This is a genomic window from Lactobacillus sp. ESL0785 (assembly GCF_029395455.1).
Taxonomy (GTDB): domain Bacteria; phylum Bacillota; class Bacilli; order Lactobacillales; family Lactobacillaceae; genus Lactobacillus.
The window spans coordinates 1,342,657-1,361,979 of the sequence record NZ_CP113916.1 but is presented as its reverse complement, the minus strand read 5'-3'; the positions used below and the strand labels follow the sequence as shown (position 1 = coordinate 1,361,979).

Annotated in this window: 12 protein-coding genes and 2 tRNA genes; 12 read left to right on the top strand and 2 right to left on the bottom strand. The window is 39.8% G+C overall.

Annotated features, from left to right (window positions below; translation table 11 throughout):
• Positions 1–36: 36 nt before the first annotated feature.
• Positions 37–2,226, top strand: coding sequence for an ATP-dependent zinc metalloprotease FtsH (gene ftsH, locus OZY43_RS06555; protein ID WP_277164248.1), 2,190 nt, complete (start codon positions 37–39; stop codon positions 2,224–2,226).
• A 48-nt stretch (positions 2,227–2,274) separates the two neighbouring features.
• Positions 2,275–3,165 (top strand): Hsp33 family molecular chaperone HslO, encoded by an 891-nt coding sequence (gene hslO / locus OZY43_RS06550; RefSeq protein ID WP_277164247.1) that lies wholly within the window; start codon positions 2,275–2,277, stop codon positions 3,163–3,165.
• Positions 3,166–3,183: 18 nt separating this feature from the next.
• Here the strand turns inward: hslO and OZY43_RS06545 are convergent, their stop codons facing one another.
• Entirely contained in the window at positions 3,184–3,525 is a 342-nt protein-coding gene (locus OZY43_RS06545) for a DUF2568 domain-containing protein (protein WP_277164246.1), read from the bottom strand.
• Between the two features lie 114 nt (positions 3,526–3,639).
• Between OZY43_RS06545 and OZY43_RS06540 the strand changes: the two genes are divergently transcribed.
• The 8 genes from OZY43_RS06540 to rpoC all read left to right on the top strand — a co-directional run bounded on the left by OZY43_RS06540 (position 3,640) and on the right by rpoC (position 17,477).
• Complete coding sequence (locus tag OZY43_RS06540; protein ID WP_277164245.1) at positions 3,640–4,266, top strand: histidine phosphatase family protein; 627 nt, start codon at positions 3,640–3,642, stop codon at positions 4,264–4,266.
• A gap of 95 nt (positions 4,267–4,361) precedes the next feature.
• Positions 4,362–5,384 carry a tRNA dihydrouridine synthase DusB gene (gene dusB, locus OZY43_RS06535; RefSeq protein WP_277164244.1) on the top strand — a complete coding sequence of 341 codons (1,023 nt, stop codon included), beginning with the start codon at positions 4,362–4,364 and terminating at the stop codon, positions 5,382–5,384.
• 17 nt (positions 5,385–5,401) lie between these two features.
• Entirely contained in the window at positions 5,402–6,946 is a 1,545-nt protein-coding gene (gene lysS, locus OZY43_RS06530; RefSeq protein WP_277164243.1) for a lysine--tRNA ligase, read from the top strand.
• A gap of 126 nt (positions 6,947–7,072) precedes the next feature.
• A tRNA-Gly gene (locus tag OZY43_RS06525) sits at positions 7,073–7,144 on the top strand.
• Between the two features lie 43 nt (positions 7,145–7,187).
• Positions 7,188–7,261: transfer RNA gene (locus OZY43_RS06520), tRNA-Pro, on the top strand.
• 196 nt (positions 7,262–7,457) lie between these two features.
• A complete protein-coding gene (locus OZY43_RS06515; RefSeq protein ID WP_277166379.1) occupies positions 7,458–9,938 on the top strand; it encodes an ATP-dependent Clp protease ATP-binding subunit in 2,481 nt (826 codons plus the stop codon).
• A gap of 211 nt (positions 9,939–10,149) precedes the next feature.
• Entirely contained in the window at positions 10,150–13,794 is a 3,645-nt protein-coding gene (locus OZY43_RS06510; RefSeq protein ID WP_277164242.1) for a DNA-directed RNA polymerase subunit beta, read from the top strand.
• Positions 13,795–13,811: 17 nt separating this feature from the next.
• Positions 13,812–17,477, top strand: coding sequence for a DNA-directed RNA polymerase subunit beta' (gene rpoC / locus OZY43_RS06505; RefSeq protein WP_277164241.1), 3,666 nt, complete (start codon positions 13,812–13,814; stop codon positions 17,475–17,477).
• A 41-nt stretch (positions 17,478–17,518) separates the two neighbouring features.
• On the opposite strand, the gene OZY43_RS06500 is transcribed toward rpoC, so the two are convergent.
• Entirely contained in the window at positions 17,519–18,211 is a 693-nt protein-coding gene (locus OZY43_RS06500) for an A24 family peptidase (protein ID WP_277164240.1), read from the bottom strand.
• Positions 18,212–18,395: 184 nt separating this feature from the next.
• Here OZY43_RS06500 and rpsL point away from each other — a divergent pair, with 184 nt between their 5' ends.
• Entirely contained in the window at positions 18,396–18,803 is a 408-nt protein-coding gene (gene rpsL, locus OZY43_RS06495) for a 30S ribosomal protein S12 (protein ID WP_277149688.1), read from the top strand.
• Between the two features lie 14 nt (positions 18,804–18,817).
• Positions 18,818–19,288, top strand: a complete 471-nt coding sequence (gene rpsG / locus OZY43_RS06490) for a 30S ribosomal protein S7 (protein ID WP_277164239.1) — start codon at positions 18,818–18,820, stop codon at positions 19,286–19,288.
• Positions 19,289–19,323 lie beyond the last annotated feature (35 nt).

Sequence of the window (19,323 nt, the reverse complement as noted above, 5' to 3'; positions counted from 1 at the left end):
ATTCGTATATTTCTAGAAACTTTGCGGAGGTTTTTTATGAAGAATAACCGGAATCGGCTGTTTTCGAACGCCTTATTCTATATAGTTGCTTTTCTTCTTCTGTTAGGAGGAATCAACTGGGCTTTGGGCGGCTCCGATAATTCTGGCGGCAGTGAAAATATTAGCTATTCAGAATTTGTTAAAGATTTGCGTCAAGGCAAAGTTAAAAACTTTAATGTTCAGCCTGCTAATGGTGTTTATACCGTTTCAGGTAGTTATAAAGATGCACAGGGAAGTAAGAACCAATCTAAAAATAGTTTTGACTTCTTCAGTGGTAATTCGGGTGGTAAAGTCACGCGTTTTTCTACGACAATGTTGCAAAATGATTCAAGTGTCGCCAATGTGCAAGAATTAGCACAAAAGAGCGATACGAAAATGACCACTCAGGGAGAATCACAGTCAGGTAACTGGATTTCTACAATCGTCATGCTGGTACCGACAATTCTCTTTATTGTCATGTTGTGGATGATGATTAGCCAGACTGGTGGTCGTGGCGGCTCTGGTAGCGGCGGCATTATGAACTTTGGCCGTTCGCACGTTAAGCCTGAAGATCCAAAGAAAAATAAAATTCGGTTCTCTGACGTTGCCGGTGAAGAAGAAGAGAAACAGGAATTAGTTGAAGTAGTTGAATTCTTAAAGAATCCGGCTAAGTTTACTAAGTTAGGAGCTAAAATACCGTCAGGTGTATTGCTTGAAGGTCCTCCGGGTACTGGTAAGACCTTATTGGCACGAGCAGTTGCTGGTGAAGCCAATGTTCCGTTTTTCTCAATTTCTGGTTCAGATTTTGTGGAAATGTTTGTCGGTGTTGGTGCTAGCCGTGTGCGGGATTTATTTACAAATGCTAAGAAAAATGCGCCAAGTATTATCTTTATTGATGAAATTGATGCGATTGGTCGCCAGCGTGGTAGTAACGCTGGTGGCGGTGGTAACGATGAGCGTGAGCAGACATTGAACCAATTATTGGTTGAAATGGACGGCTTTGAAGGCAATGAAGGTGTAATCGTAATTGCTGCGACTAACCGTTCTGATGTGCTTGATCCAGCTTTAATGCGTCCTGGTCGATTTGATCGGAAAATATTGGTTGGCTCACCTGATGTTCGTGGTCGTGAAGCAATTTTACGGGTTCATGCTAAGAACATGCCACTCGCTGCAGACGTTGACTTAAAAGAGATTGCTCGGCAAACTCCCGGCTTCGTCGGAGCGGATTTGGCTAATTTACTGAATGAAGCAGCATTGTTAGCAGCACGCCGTAATGGTACAGAAATTACAGCGCAGGATCTTGACGAAGCTGAAGATCGAGTAATTGCCGGACCAGCAAAGAAGAACAGCATGATTTCTAAGAAAGAACGTGAACGCGTCGCTTTCCATGAAGCGGGTCACTCAATTTGTGGCTTGGTCTTAAGTGATTCACGGACTGTGCGTAAGGTTACAATTGTGCCGCATGGTCGGACAGGCGGTTATAACTTGATGTTGCCTAAGGATGACCAATTCTTGTTGACTAAGAAGCAATTAATGGAACAAATTGTCGGCTTAATGGGTGGTCGTGCTGGTGAAGAGGTCGTCGTTGGTGACCAGTCAACTGGTGCTTCAAATGACTTTGAGCAGGCAACGCAAATTGCTCACAGTATGGTGGTTAATTACGGAATGACTGATTCCTTGGGAATGGTTGAACTTGAAAAAGAAGGTCAAACTGATCCTTATGGCTTTAAGTCATACAGTGAGGCAACTTCTGCTAAGATTGATGAAGCTGTTAAGAAATTGCTTGATGAGGCGCATGCTAAAGCAGTTGAAATTGTCAAAAATAACCGGGAAAAACACCGTATTATTGCTGAAGCACTACTTAAGTATGAAACTTTGGATGAAAAGCAGATTATGTCATTGTACACAACGGGTAAAATGCCAGAAAAAATGCCAGAATATCCAAGTGAATCTAAAGCTTTAACTTACGAAGAAGCTAAGGCAGCTGCTGAAAAGAAGGAAAATCATCAGGCAATAACTGCTGATAGTGAAGAAAAGCAAGACGAAGATGCTAAGCATGCTCATGCTGAAGAAGAAGCGCAAACACCTATGAAGAAGAACGAAGAAGTTGAGGAGCATAATCCGGAAAATCCAGAGAAGACTCATGAGGCCGATTCAGATTCTGCAAATAAGGAAAATGATCATTCTTCAGATGATCAACAAGATTAATAATTAATAGGGCCTTTTGACAGGCTCTATTTTTTTAGGAGAATAATAATGAGTGATTATTTAATTAAAGCAATTGATAAAACAAAAAATTTACGCTTATTAACGGTAACGGCACAAGATTTGGTACAAGAAGCACAAACTCGGCATGATACTTGGTCAGCCTCTTCAGCTGTATTGGGACGGACATTAGTGGCTGGGGTACTTTTAGCCGGTGCAGAGTTGACAGATAAAGAAGAATTAACGGTCAGACTTCTTGGTAATGGCCCAGTTGGTCCAACGGTTGTCACTGCGCAATCAGACTTGACCGTTAAGGGATATATCAAAAACCCACACATTGCTTTACCGCCGCGTAAAGATGGCCACATTGATGTTAAAAAAGCAGTTGGTCAAGGCTGGCTTGAAGTAACGAAAGATTTGGGCCTTAAAGAACCTTATACAGGCCAGGTGCCAATTGTTTCAGGCGAAATTGCTGAGGATGTGGCCTACTATCTTACTAAGTCGGAACAAATTCCATCAGCTGTTGGTTTGTCAGTCTTTGTTAATCCCAACAACACGATTGGTGAAGCTGGTGGTTTTATGCTGCAAGCCTTACCAGGAGCAAGTGAAAGTTTGATTACTAAGACAATTAAACATATTGATGATTTACCGGCATTGTCAACCTCGTTTTTAGCGGGTATGACACCAGAGGATTTGGCACGCAAGATTTTGGGAACAGACTGTAAAATATTGGAAAAAGATCCCGTTGCTTATCAATGTGACTGCTCTAAAGAAAAGTATGCGAAAATTTTGGCAACTCTGAAGGTTGATCAACTAATGCAAATGATTAATGAAGATCATGGTGCGGAATTAACTTGCAGCTTTTGCGGTAACAAGTATCACTATACTGAAGCTGAATTAAAAGCAATTTTAGCTAAGAAAAAAGCAAACAAGGAATATTAATTCTGTGTTTGCTTTGAATTAGAGCTGTTCAATTTGGAGTAGGTACATCAAAACTAAATCAATTACAGCAAGTGCCGAATAGATGCTACCAGTGTATTTACCAAAGATGATTATCCAGCAAATGCAGCCGGTAGCGTAAATAATAACTTCTAATATTAGTTTGGCATAACTGGTGAGAGCATGAGATGAATGCGGCGCACCATATCGCGCCCAGACTAAGTAAATAATGATCGCGATTAGGGCAAAAATTATTTTGCTTGAAAAATCTCGCTTAATAAACACACCGCTGAAGATACCAATTATGGTAGCACATTCTAATAAAAACCGACAGCCAATGGTAATTTCCTTAATAAAATTCATCAATTGTCTCCTTAGATATTAATTATTTTAAGGATAGTTAAAAATCAGGGTGCGGTCAATACCAATTTTGATTATAATAAAAGGGTTAAGCAAAGACAAAAAGGAGTGTAACAGATGTTAAATATTTATATCGTGCGCCATGGTGAAACCGATACAAACAAAACCGGAGCTATTAATGGGTCAGCGACTAACCTACCTTTGAATGAAACCGGGATTAAGCAGGTTGAAGCTTTACGTGATAGCTTTGACATTAATAAAATTGACGCTGTATATGCTAGCCCCTTACTTCGTGCTCAACAGACAGCAGAAATTTTAGATCGTGGTCAGCACCAAATTATTACCGATGATCGCTTACAAGAAATGAATTATGGTAATTGGGACGGCAAAGATACGCGGGAGTTGCAGGCTCGGTATCCACAAGTATTTGATGAATTAGGCTATTTTAAGGATAATTATAGTGATTTTTGTACTGGTGAAAGTTATCAGCACTTAGCTGCCCGTTTAATGGACTTTTGGCATGATCTGGTTACTAAACATGAAAATGAAGCTGTCCTATTGGTCTTTCACGGAACAGCTTCACGCTCGATGGTACAAAATATTTTGGGCATTGCAGATATTGCACTAGTTGGTGAGATGCAGAATGCTGGGGTAATTAATTTTACAGTTGATGATCAGAGTAAGAAGGCCTATTTGCGCTATTATAATCGTGTTGCACCTGACAAGTTCTTTCTTGAAAAATAATATCATTGTTCGTTCTTGGGCTTGATTACTAACGTGACAGTTTGCTTGATTAGTCTTTTTTGTTATGATATTAAAGTATTTGAAAGGATGATTTGGTGGATAATAGTTGGAAGATTCGCGATCTTACTATTCCTAATCGCGTTGTGGTCGCACCGATGGCTGGAGTTTCAAATTCGGCTTTTCGGATGATTTGTAAAGAATTCGGCGCTGGAATGGTTGTTTGTGAGATGATTTCTGATCATGGAATCATTTACCGTAATAAAAAAACAATGTCAATGATGAAAGTTGATCCGCGTGAGCACCCGATGAGTATTCAGATTTTTGGGGGAACTGAAGAAACACTACTTGAGGCAGCACAATATATTGATCAGCATACAGATGCTGATATTATTGATATTAATATGGGCTGTCCGGTACCGAAAATCACAAAAACGGATGCTGGTTCTAAGTGGCTGCTTGATGCCAATAAGATTTATCAAATGGTACATGCAGTTGTGCAAAATGTTTCTAAACCAGTGAGCGTTAAAATGCGGATTGGTTGGGATCGCAAGCATATTTTTGCGGTTGAAAATGCTCTGGCTGCACAGGAAGCTGGCGCCAGTATGATTGCGATGCACGGTAGAACACGTAAGCAAATGTATCAAGGCCATGCTGATTGGGAAACTCTGCATGATGTTGCGCAAGTACTTGACGTGCCGTTTGTGGCTAATGGCGATATTACAACGCCAGAATTAGCAGAAAAGGCATTAAAGGAAATTGGTTCAACAGCTGTAATGGTTGGCCGTGCTGCTCTGGGTAATCCGTGGATTTTAAAAGACATGACGCATTATTTAGAAACTGGCGAGCATTTAAAACCGCAGACGGTCCGAGAAAAAGTGGCAACAGCGGAGCACCAATTACAGGCTTTAGTTGATCTTAAGGGTGAAAAAATTGCGGTGCCAGAATTTCGTCAGCAAGCTGCTTATTATTTAAAGGGCGTGCCCCGTTCAGCTAGAACACGTGCTAAAATAAATGAAGTCTGGACAGCACAAGAAGTTTATGACTTGCTTGATAACTTTGTTGATGATTATGAAAAACGTCAGGCACAAAAGACTGCTCGACGGCTTGAAACTATATAGTAATGGAGGAAAAGTAATTGGCAAAAACTGAAATGAATGATCAATTAATCGTTCGGCGCCAAAAGATGGAAGAATTACGTGAAAACGGAATAGAACCATTTGGCATGAGAAAATTTGATCGGCAAGATTTGGCGAAGACGTTAAATGAAAAGTATCACGCTGATGATAAAGATGAATTGAATAATGATATGCCGAAGACTAAGGTAGCTGGCAGAATGCTTGCTAAACGTGGTAAGGGCAAAGTAGGCTTTGCTGACCTTTATGATCGTACTGGCAAAATTCAAATTTACGTTCGTAAAGATATTGTTGGCGAAGATAATTACAAAATTTTTAAAAAGTCTGATATTGGTGACTTTTTAGGAATTGACGGCGAAGTAATGAAGACCGATACTGGTGAATTAACCATTCGGGCAACGCACGTTACCTTTTTGTCAAAAGCTTTGCGGCCGCTGCCTGATAAGTATCATGGTTTAAAGGATGTTGAACAAATTTACCGGCAACGTTACTTAGACCTGATTACTAATCGTGAGAGTTATCAGCGTTTTGTTAACCGGACCAAGATTATCCAAGCAATCCGTGACTTCTTAAATAAGAAAGACTTCTTGGAAGTTGAAACACCAGTTTTGCACAATATTCCTGGTGGTGCAGAAGCGCGCCCATTTATTACGCATCATAATGCTTTGGATATTGACTTATACATGCGGATTGCGCTGGAATTGCCACTTAAGCGGTTGATTGTTGGTGATATGGAACGAGTTTATGAAATTGGTCGGGTTTTTAGAAATGAAGGCTTAGACACGCACCATAACCCTGAATTTACTGAATTGGAAACTTATGCTGCATACTGGGACTTCCACGATGTTATGGATGAAGCAGAAGGAATTATTCGAGCTGCTGCTGAAGTTGTTTCTAAAGATGGGAAGGTTACTTATCAAGGAACAAATATTGATCTAGGTAAGCCATATCGCCGTGTTCACATGGTTGATTTAATTAAAGAAAAGACTGGCGTTGACTTCTGGCAAAAGATGAGTGTTGAAGAAGCAACTAAGATTGCTGAAGATCACGATATTAAGGTAGAAAGTTTTTGGAAAGTTGGTCACATTATTAATGCTTTCTTTGAAAAGTATTGTGAAGAAACCATTGTTGATCCAACCTTTGTCTATGGTCATCCTGTTGAAATTTCACCTTTGGCCAAGAAAAATGCCGAAGATCCGCGTTTTACTGACCGGTTTGAAATTTACATCATGGGCGAAGAATATGGTAATGCCTTTTCAGAATTAAATGATCCAGATGACCAGCGTGAACGGTTTGAAGCCCAAATGGCTGAACGTGAAGCTGGTAATGATGAGGCTGATATGATTGATGAAGACTACCTGCGCGCAATGGAATACGGGATGCCGCCAACAGGTGGACTTGGGATCGGTATTGATCGATTAGTTATGCTGCTGACAGATGCTCCAGCAATTAGGGATGTTTTGCTCTTCCCAACTATGCGTCCAGAAAAGGTTGAGGATATAGATCGTGAAGTACAAGCAGATTTAAAGAAAAAAGCTAAAAAATAATTTGGTCTAATAAGCTGTTAAATCAAGCTTTAATGCTAAATGAGAAATTCTTTTGCAGAATTTCTCATTTTTTTTGCAAAAAAGGTTTGCAAAATTAAAATCGTTTGCTATAATAATATTTGTCTTGCGGAAGTAGTTCAGTGGTAGAACATCACCTTGCCATGGTGGGGGTCGCGGGTTCGAATCCCGTCTTCCGCTCTATAATAAAAGACTCACCGCTTGGTGAGTTTTTTTATTAAAACGGGAAATAGCTCAGCTTGGTAGAGCGCTACGTTCGGGACGTAGAGGTCGCAGGTTCGAATCCTGTTTTCCCGATAAGATAATGACTGTTCGTCTAGCGAACAGTTTTTTTCTGCTCTAATTTAAGTAAAAGAAGGAATATTAGCATGCAAGCTTAGTCTTTGCTATAATGGTTGCAATGTTTTTGACGTGAAATATATTAAGCTAATTAATTGATATTATGAAGACAAAGAATTGAGAAAATTCACGTTATTTTAAAGGTGGTGCTATGATGAAGAACTCTTACAGTAAAAGTGCAAATCAGGTATTAGAAATTGCACGTGAACAAGCACAAAATTTTCATCATCGGCTAATTGGTACTGAGCATGTATTGTTAGCGATGGTAATTGAATCAGATGGCGAAGCCGGCAAGGATTTGCGGGCTTGGGGCGCAACGCCAACTGCTATTCGTGAAGAAATTGAACGTTATACAGGTTATGGTTCTGCTGTTAAAACTAGTTATATGGAAATGTCACCACGTTTAAGTATGGCTTTGGCTTATGCTGGAAGTTTAGCTGAGCGTGATGGTTCTGAAGTTAAAACTAGCCATATTTTATTAGGGTTAATTTCAAGTGAGCAAGTTTTGTCAGCAACGATTTTACGTAATTTGAATATCAATATTCAAAGTTTGCAGGATGATGCTCGACGTAGTTTAGGTCAAAATGAGAATACAGATACTGATAGTGATTGGGTTGGTGCAGGAACAACAGAATTAAATGCCAACCAATCAAAAAGCACAACACCAACACTTGATCAAGTGTCAGTTAACTTGAATGAGCGGGCTGAAAATGGGCAAATTGATCCCGTAATTGGTCGTGACCACGAGATTGCACGAGTAATTGAAATTTTGTCGAGAAGGACAAAAAATAATCCCGTTTTAATTGGTGAACCCGGTGTTGGTAAAACGGCCGTAGCCGAAGCCATTGCAACCGCCATTGTAGCCAAAAAAGTTCCGCACGACTTGCTTAATAAGCGCGTAATTTCTCTTGATCTTGGTGGCTTAGTTGCTGGGACTAAGTACCGTGGTGAATTCGAAGACCGAATGAAGAAAATTATTAAAGAAATTACTAAAGATGGTAAAGTTATTCTTTTTGTTGATGAAATGCATACCTTGATTGGTGCTGGTGGCGCTGAAGGATCAATCGATGCAGCCAATATTTTAAAACCATCTTTGGCTCGCGGCGACATTCAAATGATTGGTGCAACAACTTTTGATGAATATCAGAAGTATGTGGAAAAAGATCAAGCATTAGCTCGCCGCTTTCAACAGATTCGGTTGAATGAACCATCACGTGAAGAATCTTTACAGATTTTAACTGGCTTAAAAGAAAAATACGAAAAGTTCCATCATGTTAAAATAACGCAAGCTGCTTTAGAAGATGCTGTGGACTTGTCCAGACGTTATATTTCTAATCGTTATCTACCTGATAAGGCAATTGATTTAGTTGATGAAGCTAGTGCAGCGGTTAAAATTAGAACTGGTAAGGCACCTGATAATCAGTTACTGCAAGTTGACGAGCAGATTAAAAAGGTGCTTGGTCAAAAAAATCAAGCTGCAGTTAACCAAAATTTTGTTGAAGCTGCTAAATTGCAGGAGCGACAGAATAGTTTGCAGTTGAAGCGCGATCAACTAGCTGAGCGCTTAGAACAACAAGTTGATCGACGAGCTATTGTACAGCCTGAAGATGTAGCACAAGTTGTTTCTAATTGGACGGGAGTTCCCGTAACGCAAATGAACCGGAATGAAACTAAGCAGTTAGCTAATCTTGAACGGAATTTGCACAAACGGATCATTGGCCAGGACAAGGCAGTTTCTGCAGTTAGCCGTGCTGTTCGCCGTAGTCGCAGTGGGATCAAAGATGAAAATCGGCCAATTGGGTCCTTCTTGTTCTTAGGGCCAACTGGTGTTGGCAAGACTGAATTAGCTAAGGCTATTGCCGCAACAATGTTTGGTTCAGAAGATGATTTGATTCGCATTGATATGTCTGAATACATGGATCAGATTGCAAGCAGTAAGTTAATTGGTTCAGCACCAGGCTATGTTGGTTACGATGAGGGCGGTCAATTATCAGAAAAAGTGCGTCGGCATCCTTATTCAGTTATTTTGCTTGATGAAGTTGAAAAGGCTCATCCAGATGTGTTTAACTTGTTGCTGCAAGTTTTAGATGATGGCTTTTTGACGGATTCTAAGGGACGGAAGATAGATTTTCGCAACACAATTATTATCATGACCTCTAACTTAGGGTCACGTTCACTCTTTGAAACTAAGGCTGTTGGCTTTAATGCAGATAATTCAAGTCAAGTTAAGATGCGACGTGAACGAGTTAAGCAAGCATTAAAACAGTTTTTCCGTCCAGAATTTTTAAATCGTATTGATGAAACAATTATTTTTGATGAATTGGGCAAGACTGAATTGCGGCAAATTGTCACGTTATTAACGCAAAAGTTAGTTAAGCGTCTGCAGAAACAGTGGATTACACTTAAGTTATCACGTGCAGCTTTAGATAAGATTGCTCAAGATGGTTATAATCCAGAAATGGGTGCACGACCATTAAGAAGGGCAATTCAAACGGATATTGAAGATGAAATTGCGACAATGCTAGTTAAAGGTGACCTACAAAAAGGTGATTTGTTAAAGATCGGCAGCAGTCACAATCGCTTGAAGTTTGAGGTTGTAAAAAATGCGGTCACAGAACTAGTTGGTATTAATTAAACTAATTGACATATTTAGTGAATTTTGTTACTCTTGAGTATGATTAAAAAGGCTGAAGTTCAGAATTTTGCTGATATATTGTCCAGCAGAATAATAAAAGACAAAAACGACGTGGTTGTTTTTGTCTTTTTTATGCTTAAATTCTCAGCCTTTTGAATTTGTAAACGAAATGTAATATTTGCTTTCTCTATACAGAAAGGATGTTTTCTCCTTGTTAAATGGACACGTAGTGAACTATGGTAAACACCGAACAAGACGTAGTTTTTCACGAATTAAAGAAGTATTAAAACTGCCTAACTTGACCGATGTACAAACCGAATCATATAAGTGGTTTTTGGATGAAGGTATTAAAGAAGTCTTCGATGACATTATGCCGATTAGTGACTTTTCGGGTAAACTTTCATTGGAATATATGGGCTATAAACTGCAAAAGCCTAAGTATACTGTTGATGAAGCACGTGATCACGATGCGACTTATTCAGCACCAATGCACGTTACTTTAAAATTAACTAACCAAAAAACCGGTGAAATTAAGACCCAGGACGTTTTCTTTGGCGATTTGCCATTGATGACAGAATCAGGTTCATTTATTATTAACGGTGCTGAAAGAGTTATCGTTTCACAGTTAGTTAGATCACCAAGTGTTTATTACTCAGGTGATTATGACAAGAATGGTCGGCAAATTTTTGGTACCACGGTTATTCCTAATCGTGGTGCATGGTTGGAATATGAAACTGATGCCAAGAATGTTTCTTATGTTCGAGTAGACCGGACGCGTAAGCTGCCGTTGACTGTTTTAATTAGAGCAATGGGAATTGGCTCAGACAGCGATATTTTAGATATGTTTGGTCAAAGTGATACTTTACAATTCACTTTGGATAAGGATGTTCATAAAAATCCAGCTGATTCACGGGTTGCTGAAGCTTTAAAGGACGTTTATGAAAGATTACGTCCAGGTGAGCCGAAGACTACGGATTCTTCACGTTCATTGCTGTATGCACGTTTCTTCGATCCACGTCGTTATGACTTGGCACCAGTTGGTCGTTATAAGGTCAACAAGAAACTATCATTGAAGAATCGTTTATACGGTCAAACATTGGCAGAAACATTGGCAGACCCAGATACTGGTGAAATTATTGCTAAGAAGGGTACTGTTGTAACTCACGAAGTAATGGATACTTTGGAAAAGTACCTTGATCGTGACGACTTTAAGATGGTTACTTATGAACCATCTAAAGAAGGTGTTTTACCAGATCCAATTAACGTTCAAGAAATCAAAGTTTACTCAAAAGAAAATCCTGAACGCGTTGTGAAGATGATGTCCAACGGACATATTGATAAAAATGCTAAGTATTTAACTCCAGCTGATGTTTTGGCTTCAATTAATTACTTCTTGTTGTTGCAAGATGGTATTGGCAGTATTGATGACATTGACCACTTGGGTAATCGGCGGATTCGTCGGGTTGGTGAATTGCTGCAGAACCAGTTTAGAATTGGTTTAGCCAGAATGGAACGAGTTGTACGTGAAAGAATGTCAATTCAAGATCCTTCAACTGTTACCCCACAACAATTAATCAATATTCGACCAATTGTTGCCAGCATTAAGGAATTCTTTGGCTCCTCACAACTGTCACAGTTTATGGATCAACATAACCCGCTAGGTGAATTAACACATAAGCGGCGGATGTCTGCTTTAGGGCCTGGTGGTTTGACACGTGACCGTGCTGGTTATGAAGTTCGTGACGTGCACTATACGCAATATGGTCGTTTGTGTCCAATTGAGACGCCAGAAGGACCAAACATTGGTTTGATTAACTCGCTAGCAACTTATGCTGTAATTAACAAGTATGGTTTTATTGAAACACCTTACCGTCGCGTTTCTTGGAAGACCCACAAGGTTACTGACAAGATTGATTACTTAACAGCTGATGTTGAAGATAATTACATCATTGCGGGAGCTAATACGCCTCTTAATCCAGATGGTTCATTTAAAGAAGAGTTGATTTTGGCTCGTTCTAAGGAAGATAACGTCGAAGTTAAACCTGATAAGATTGACTACATGGATGTTATTCCTAAGCAGGTTGTTTCTGTTGCTTCTGCATGTATTCCATTTTTGGAAAACGATGATTCTAACCGGGCTTTGATGGGTGCTAACCAGCAACGTCAGGCTGCGCCATTGATTAACCCTCATAGTTCTCTTGTTGGTACTGGAATGGAATATCGTGCTGCTCATGATTCAGGTGCGGCACTGATTGCCAAGGCTGCAGGTAAAGTTGAATATGTTGATGCTAACACGATTAGAATTAGACGTGCCGACAGTACTTTGGATGAATATGTTCTTGAAAAGTACCGTCGTTCTAATAACTCGAAGTCCTACAACCAAACACCAAATGTTAAATTAGGTGATGAGGTTGTTGAAGGTGAAGTTATTGCTAATGGTCCAACAATGGATCATGGTGAACTAGCTTTGGGTCAAAACCCTGTTATTGCTTTCATGACTTGGAACATGTACAACTACGAAGATGCTATTATGCTGTCTGAGCGGTTAGTTAAAGATGACGTTTATACTTCAATCAGTATTGAAGATTACGAATCTGAAGCTCGGGATACGAAGCTTGGTCCAGAGGAAATTACACGTGAGTTGCCAAATGTTGGTGAAGATGCATTAAAGGACCTTGACGGTCAAGGAATTGTTCGCATTGGTGCTGAAGTTCACGATGGTGATATTTTAGTTGGTAAGGTAACGCCTAAGGGTGTAACTGAATTATCAGCTGAAGAAAGATTATTACATGCTATTTTTGGTGAAAAGGCGCGTGAAGTCCGTGATACCTCTTTGCGTGTACCACATGGTGGTGGCGGAATTGTCCGTGATGTAAAAGTTTATACACGTGAAAAGGGCGATGAACTTTCACCAGGTGTTAATACGTTAGTTCGTGTTTACATTGCACAAAAACGTAAGATCCAGGTTGGAGACAAGATGTCTGGTCGTCACGGTAACAAGGGTACGGTTGCGGCAGTTGTTCCACAAGAAGATATGCCATACTTACCAGATGGTACACCAGTTGATATTTGTTTGAACCCAATGGGTGTTCCTTCGCGTATGAACATCGGACAGTTGCTTGAATTACACTTAGGCCGTGCTGCTAATAACTTGGGTATTCACGTTGCTACACCAGTATTTGATGGTGCTAGTGAAGATGATGTTTGGGATACAGTTCATAAAGCTGGTATTGATAAAGACGGTAAGACTGTTCTTTATGATGGCCGTACGGGTGAACCATTCCATAACCGAGTTTCAGTTGGAATTATGCACTATCTGAAGTTGACGCACATGGTTGACGATAAGATTCATGCACGTTCAATTGGGCCTTACTCACTTGTTACCCAGCAGCCTCTTGGTGGTAAAGCACAATTTGGTGGTCAGCGGTTTGGTGAAATGGAAGTTTGGGCTCTTGAAGCTTACGGTGCTGCTTACACGCTGCAAGAAATTTTGACCTATAAGTCAGATGACGTTGTTGGCCGGGTTAAAGCGTATGAAGCAATCGTTAAGGGCGAAAGAATTCCTAAACCAGGTGTTCCTGAATCATTCCGAGTTCTTGTTAAAGAATTACAATCATTAGGATTGGATATTCGGGTTCTGGACATGGATCACAAAGAAATTGAATTACGTGATATGGATGATGATTCAAATGAGCATTTGAACATTGATACATTATCGAAGATGGCTGAAGAACAACAAAAGAAGAAGTTAGCCGAAGAAACTGCTAAGTCTGACGATGAAGAAAAAACAGCTAAAGAGTCTGAAAAGGTAGAGACTGTAGATAAGTCTGACGATGATAACAAGATTTCTAAATAAGTAGGGGGGTTAAACTTTTGATCGACGTAAATAAGTTTGAAAGCATGCAAATTGGTCTTGCATCGCCTAATAAGATTCGCAGCTGGTCATACGGTGAAGTTAAGAAGCCAGAAACAATTAACTACCGTACCTTAAAGCCAGAAAAAGACGGTTTATTTGATGAAAGAATTTTTGGGCCAACTAAAGATTGGGCCTGTGCATGTGGTAAATACAAGGGTGTTCGCTACCGTGGAATCGTTTGTGATCGCTGTGGGGTTGAAGTAACCTCTGCTAAGGTTAGAAGAGAACGGATGGGGCACATTGAATTAGCTGCACCTGTTACTCATATTTGGTACTTTAAAGGTATTCCGTCACGGATGGGCTTAATTCTTGATATGTCACCAAGATTATTGGAAGAAGTAATTTATTTTGCTGCTTACATCGTAATCGATCCTGGTGATACGGATCTTGAATTTAAGCAGTTAATGACAGAAGTTGAATATCGTGAACAAAAAACAAAATATGGTAATCGCTTTGTTGCAAAAATGGGTGCTGAAGCTATTCGTGACTTGCTCCGTAAAGTAGATTTGGCTAAAGAAGTTACCGATTTAAAGAAAGAATTGGAAACAGCGACTGGTCAAAAACGGACGCGGGCAATTAGACGGCTAGATATTTTAGATGCCTTTAAAGATTCTGGTAATAAGCCAGAATGGATGGTTATTGATGCTGTTCCAGTTATCCCACCGGACTTACGGCCAATGGTTCAACTTGAAGGTGGTCGGTTTGCTACTTCTGATTTGAATGATTTGTACCGTCGAGTAATTAATCGGAATAATCGGTTAAAGCGTTTGCTTGATCTTAATGCGCCAAATATTATTGTGCAAAATGAAAAGCGGATGCTGCAAGAAGCTGTAGATGCCTTAATTGATAATGGTCGTCGCGGACGGCCAGTTGTTGGTCCAGGTAACCGGCCACTGAAGTCATTGTCGCACATGCTTAAAGGTAAGCAAGGCCGGTTCCGTCAAAACCTGCTTGGTAAACGTGTTGACTATTCTGGCCGTTCAGTTATTGATGTTTCGCCAAAATTGAAGTTCTATCAATGTGGTGTTCCACGACCAATGGCTTTGGAATTGTTCAAACCATTTGTAATGCACGAGTTAGTTAAGCGAAAGATTGCTTCAAACATTAAGAGTGCTAAGCGGAAGATTGACCGTGAAGATGATGATGTCTGGGATGTACTTGAGGACGTTATTAAGGAAAGAACAGTTCTGTTAAACCGGGCCCCTACTTTGCACCGGTTGAGTATTCAGGCCTTTGAACCAGTGCTGGTTCCAGGTAAGTCCATTCGGTTGCATCCATTAGCTTGTGAAGCTTATAATGCCGACTTTGATGGGGACCAGATGGCGATTCATGTTCCTTTGTCAGATGAAGCTGTTGCTGAATCACGACTGTTAATGCTAGCTGCGCACCATATCTTGGCACCTAAGGATGGTAAGCCAATTGTTACGCCATCACAGGATATTGTTTTGGGTAACTACTGGTTAACGCAAGCTGAACGTGGTCGTGAGGGTGAAGGCATGATCTTCAATTCACCTGCAGAAGCAACTGTTGCTTACAATAATGGTGATATTCATTACCACACAATTATTGGCATGTCTGCTGATTCAATGCCACAAAAGTCTTGGCCTAAGGGTTATGAACATGGAATTTTTATTACCACTTATGGTCGGTTGATTTTTAACCAAATTACGCCAAAAGACTATTTCTACATTAACGAACCAACTGAAGAAAACTTAAATAGTCCTCTAGCTGCTAAGTATTTCTTAGAGCCTGGGGAAGATATTCACGAAAAGATCGACAATGTTGGTGATGAATTAGTTGCAACACCATTTAAGAAATCTTTCCTATCTGATTCCATTGCGACAATTTACAAGTATTACAAGGTACAAAGAACCTCTGAATATCTTGATGATTTGAAGAAATTAGGTTATACAAGTTCAACTACTTCTGGTATTACTATTGGAATGACTGATGTTCCTGAAATTCAAGATAAAGATGAAAAGGTTGCTAAAGCTCACAAGCAAGTTGATGTTGTTTCTAAGCAATTTAGACGAGGCTTGATCACTGAGCAGGAACGACACGATCGGGTTATCAGTATTTGGAATGAGTGTAAGGATCAAGTTCAAAACGAAATTGCACAAATTTATGACCCACGTAACCCAATTACGATCATGGCTGACTCTGGTGCTCGTGGTAACATTTCTAACTTTACGCAGCTAGCCGGAATGCGGGGCTTGATGGCTACGCCTAACGGTGGACTGTTTGAAATTCCAGTTACGTCAAACTTTAAGGAAGGTTTGTCAGTTTTGGAACTGTTCATGTCTACTCACGGTGCCCGTAAGGGAATGACTGATACGGCCTTGAAGACTGCACAGTCAGGTTACTTAACGCGGCGGTTAGTTGATGTTGCTCAAGATGTGATTATTCGTGATGATGATTGTGGTACTGATCGTGGTATTCATGTTCATGCAATCATGGAAGGTGACGAATTAATTGAGCCACTTTATGATCGTTTGCTTGGTCGGTTCACTGCTGAAACTGTTAAGGATCCAAAGACTGGTGAAGCAATCATTGGTCCGGATACCATGATGGATGAAAACTTGGCACATAAAATTTGTGACGCTGGTGTTGTTGATGTTAAGATTCGTTCAATTTTGACTTGTGATACACCGCATGGTGTTTGTCGCAAGTGTTATGGAATGAACTTAGCTACAGGTGAAGAAGTTGAAGTCGGCGAAGCAGTTGGTACTGTTGCTGCTCAATCAATTGGTGAACCTGGTACACAGTTAACCTTGCGGACTTTCCACAACGGTGGTGTTGCTGGTGCTGAAGATATTACTCAGGGTCTTCCTCGTGTGCAAGAATTGTTTGAAGCTCGTAATCCTAAAGGTCGAGCAATTATTTCTGAAGTTGATGGTGTGATTGATTCAATTCAAGAAAACCCAGCTGAGCATACGCGTGAAATTACGGTTAAAGGTAAGATCGATACTAGAAGTTATAGTATCCCTTATACTGCTTCTGTTGCCGTAGCTGAAGGTGACTACGTTAAACGTGGTGATAAGCTGACTTTAGGTTCAGTTGATCCAAAGGAATTGATTCAAGTAACTGATACTTTGACAACTGAAGAATATATCTTAGTTGAAGTTCAAAAAGCCTATAGAATGCAGGGTGTAGATATCTCTGACAAGCACGTCGAAGTCTTAACTCGGCAAATGCTACAAAAAGTTCGGGTTCTTGATCCAGGTGAAACTGATCTCTTGCCTGGTCAAGTAATGGATATCGGTGATTTTAAGGAGCAAAACAAGTCGGCTATAATTTCTGGTGGTATTCCGGCAACTGCTCAAAGTGTTATTTTGGGAATTACGAAGGCTGCCCTTGAAACTAATAGTTTCTTGTCAGCTGCGTCATTCCAGGAAACTACACGTGTTTTGACTGATGCTTCAATTAGAGGCAAGAATGATCCATTATTAGGATTAAAAGAGAATGTTATTATTGGTAAAATTATTCCGGCTGGTACTGGTCTTCCTGTTTACCGGAATATGGAACCTGAAGCTGATGTTAAGAAACCTAAGTCTGTTTACTCAATTGCTGATATTGAGAAAAAGATGAAGGAAGCTGACAAAGCTAAGGAACCACAAAAATAATTTAAAATAAATAGCGTTTCTACGTGAGTAGGGACGCTATTTTATTTGAATAAAAGTTGTATAGTAAGACCCAAAAATAGACAGGGTACAAAAGCGATTGGCTTTGATGCTAACCGCTTTTTTCCTTGATTTACGAAATAGCCAAGAGAAAAAATTGCTCCAAGTAAAAATACTGTATTTGCAAAGTGCGGACTGAAATAGAGAGCTAAAATTAGGTAAATAAGTAGATCACCACTGCCTAATTTTTGTCGGTAAACATAATATGTCAGTATTAAAAGGAGCGGTAAAAATTCAAGATCGTCAAGTAGCTGAAAATGCAAAAGATCAGGGCTCTTAGTCAGTGCAAGAATAATCGCTGGTAGTAGCATGATAAGATAAAATTCATGCTGTTCGTAATCACAAATTGCAGCAAGTAAGATACTAAAAATAATAATCGCAGTGAAAAGATCTTCAATGCTGCTGAAATTAAGTGAACTAAATGCAAGACCACCGATTATTTCGATGATCGGTAGTTTGGTTGGAATTAGGTTGTGGCAATAACGACATTTACCATGCAGCCAAAAATAAGAAATAATTGGTAACTCATCAAGTAGATTGAGTTCAGTATAGCAATTATTGCAGTGTGAGCGGCTAAAAATAAAATCACTTGTTTCCCAGCGATCACAGATAACGGCAGCATGGGATGCAAGACATGAGCCGATTAAAAAGTTAGTTAGTGTATAGATCCAATTCATTTTGTTACCTCATTAGCAAATACGTTAAAAAATTCATTTTGTTTTTTTATTATAGAAAAAGATTGCTTTCTGAAAAAAAGCGAGTACAATAGTCTTTGTATGTTTTGATGATAATTTAGGAGCTAAAAAAGAAACTCCTGGATGTGTGAACAGAATAAACAGTTTTTTTAGGAGGAAAAAGTTAATGCCAACTATTAACCAATTGGTAAGAAAAGGCCGTCACACTAAGACGACTAAATCAAAGTCACCAGCTTTAAGCTATGGCTACAACAGTATGAAGAAAGAATTAGTATTCAACCCAGCTCCACAAATGCGTGGGGTTGCAACTCGTGTTGGTACAATGACACCAAAGAAGCCAAACTCAGCTTTGCGTAAGTATGCTCGTGTTCGTCTTTCTAACTTAATTGAAGTTACTGCCTACATCCCAGGTGAAGGCCACAACTTGCAAGAGCACTCGGTTGTGTTAATCCGTGGTGGTCGTGTAAAGGACCTTCCTGGTGTACGTTACCATATTATTCGTGGTGCCCTTGATACTGCTGGTGTTGACGGCAGAAAACAAGGCCGTTCTAAGTACGGTGCTAAGAAAGATTAAGGAGGAGTTAAATAATGCCTAGAAAAGGACATATAACTAAAAGAGACGTTTTAGCAGATCCAGTTTATAACTCAAAGCTTGTTACTAAGTTAATCAATCACTTGATGGTTGACGGTAAGAGAGCTAAGGCATCTTCAATCCTTTATGATGCTTTCAACATCGTTAAAGATAAGACTGGCAAGGAACCACTTGATGTTTTTGAAGAAGCTATGAATAACATTATGCCAGTTTTGGAAGTTAGAGCTCGCCGGATTGGTGGTTCAAACTACCAAATCCCAGTTGAAGTTCGTCCAGAAAGAAGAACTACTTTGGGTTTAAGATGGCTTGTATCATACGCTCGTTTACGTAATGAACACACGATGGATGAACGTTTAGCTAACGAAATCATCGATGCTTCAAATAACACTGGTTCAGCAGTTAAGAAGCGTGAAGATGTTCACCGTATGGCTGAAGCTAACCGTGCATTTGCACACTACCGCTTCTAATTTGATCAATATATTTTTTAAGGAGATAAAAATTT

Excerpts from the sequence above, each read along its gene's own strand:
- ftsH (WP_277164248.1), top strand. The coding sequence starts at position 37 with ATGAAGAATAACCGGAATCGGCTGTTTTCGAACGCCTTATTCTATATA.
- hslO (WP_277164247.1), top strand. The coding sequence starts at position 2,275 with ATGAGTGATTATTTAATTAAAGCAATTGATAAAACAAAAAATTTACGC.
- OZY43_RS06545 (WP_277164246.1), bottom strand. The coding sequence starts at position 3,525 with ATGAATTTTATTAAGGAAATTACCATTGGCTGTCGGTTTTTATTAGAA.
- OZY43_RS06540 (WP_277164245.1), top strand. The coding sequence starts at position 3,640 with ATGTTAAATATTTATATCGTGCGCCATGGTGAAACCGATACAAACAAA.
- OZY43_RS06515 (WP_277166379.1), top strand. The coding sequence starts at position 7,458 with ATGAAGAACTCTTACAGTAAAAGTGCAAATCAGGTATTAGAAATTGCA.
- OZY43_RS06500 (WP_277164240.1), bottom strand. The coding sequence starts at position 18,211 with ATGAATTGGATCTATACACTAACTAACTTTTTAATCGGCTCATGTCTT.
- rpsL (WP_277149688.1), top strand. The coding sequence starts at position 18,396 with ATGCCAACTATTAACCAATTGGTAAGAAAAGGCCGTCACACTAAGACG.
- rpsG (WP_277164239.1), top strand. The coding sequence starts at position 18,818 with ATGCCTAGAAAAGGACATATAACTAAAAGAGACGTTTTAGCAGATCCA.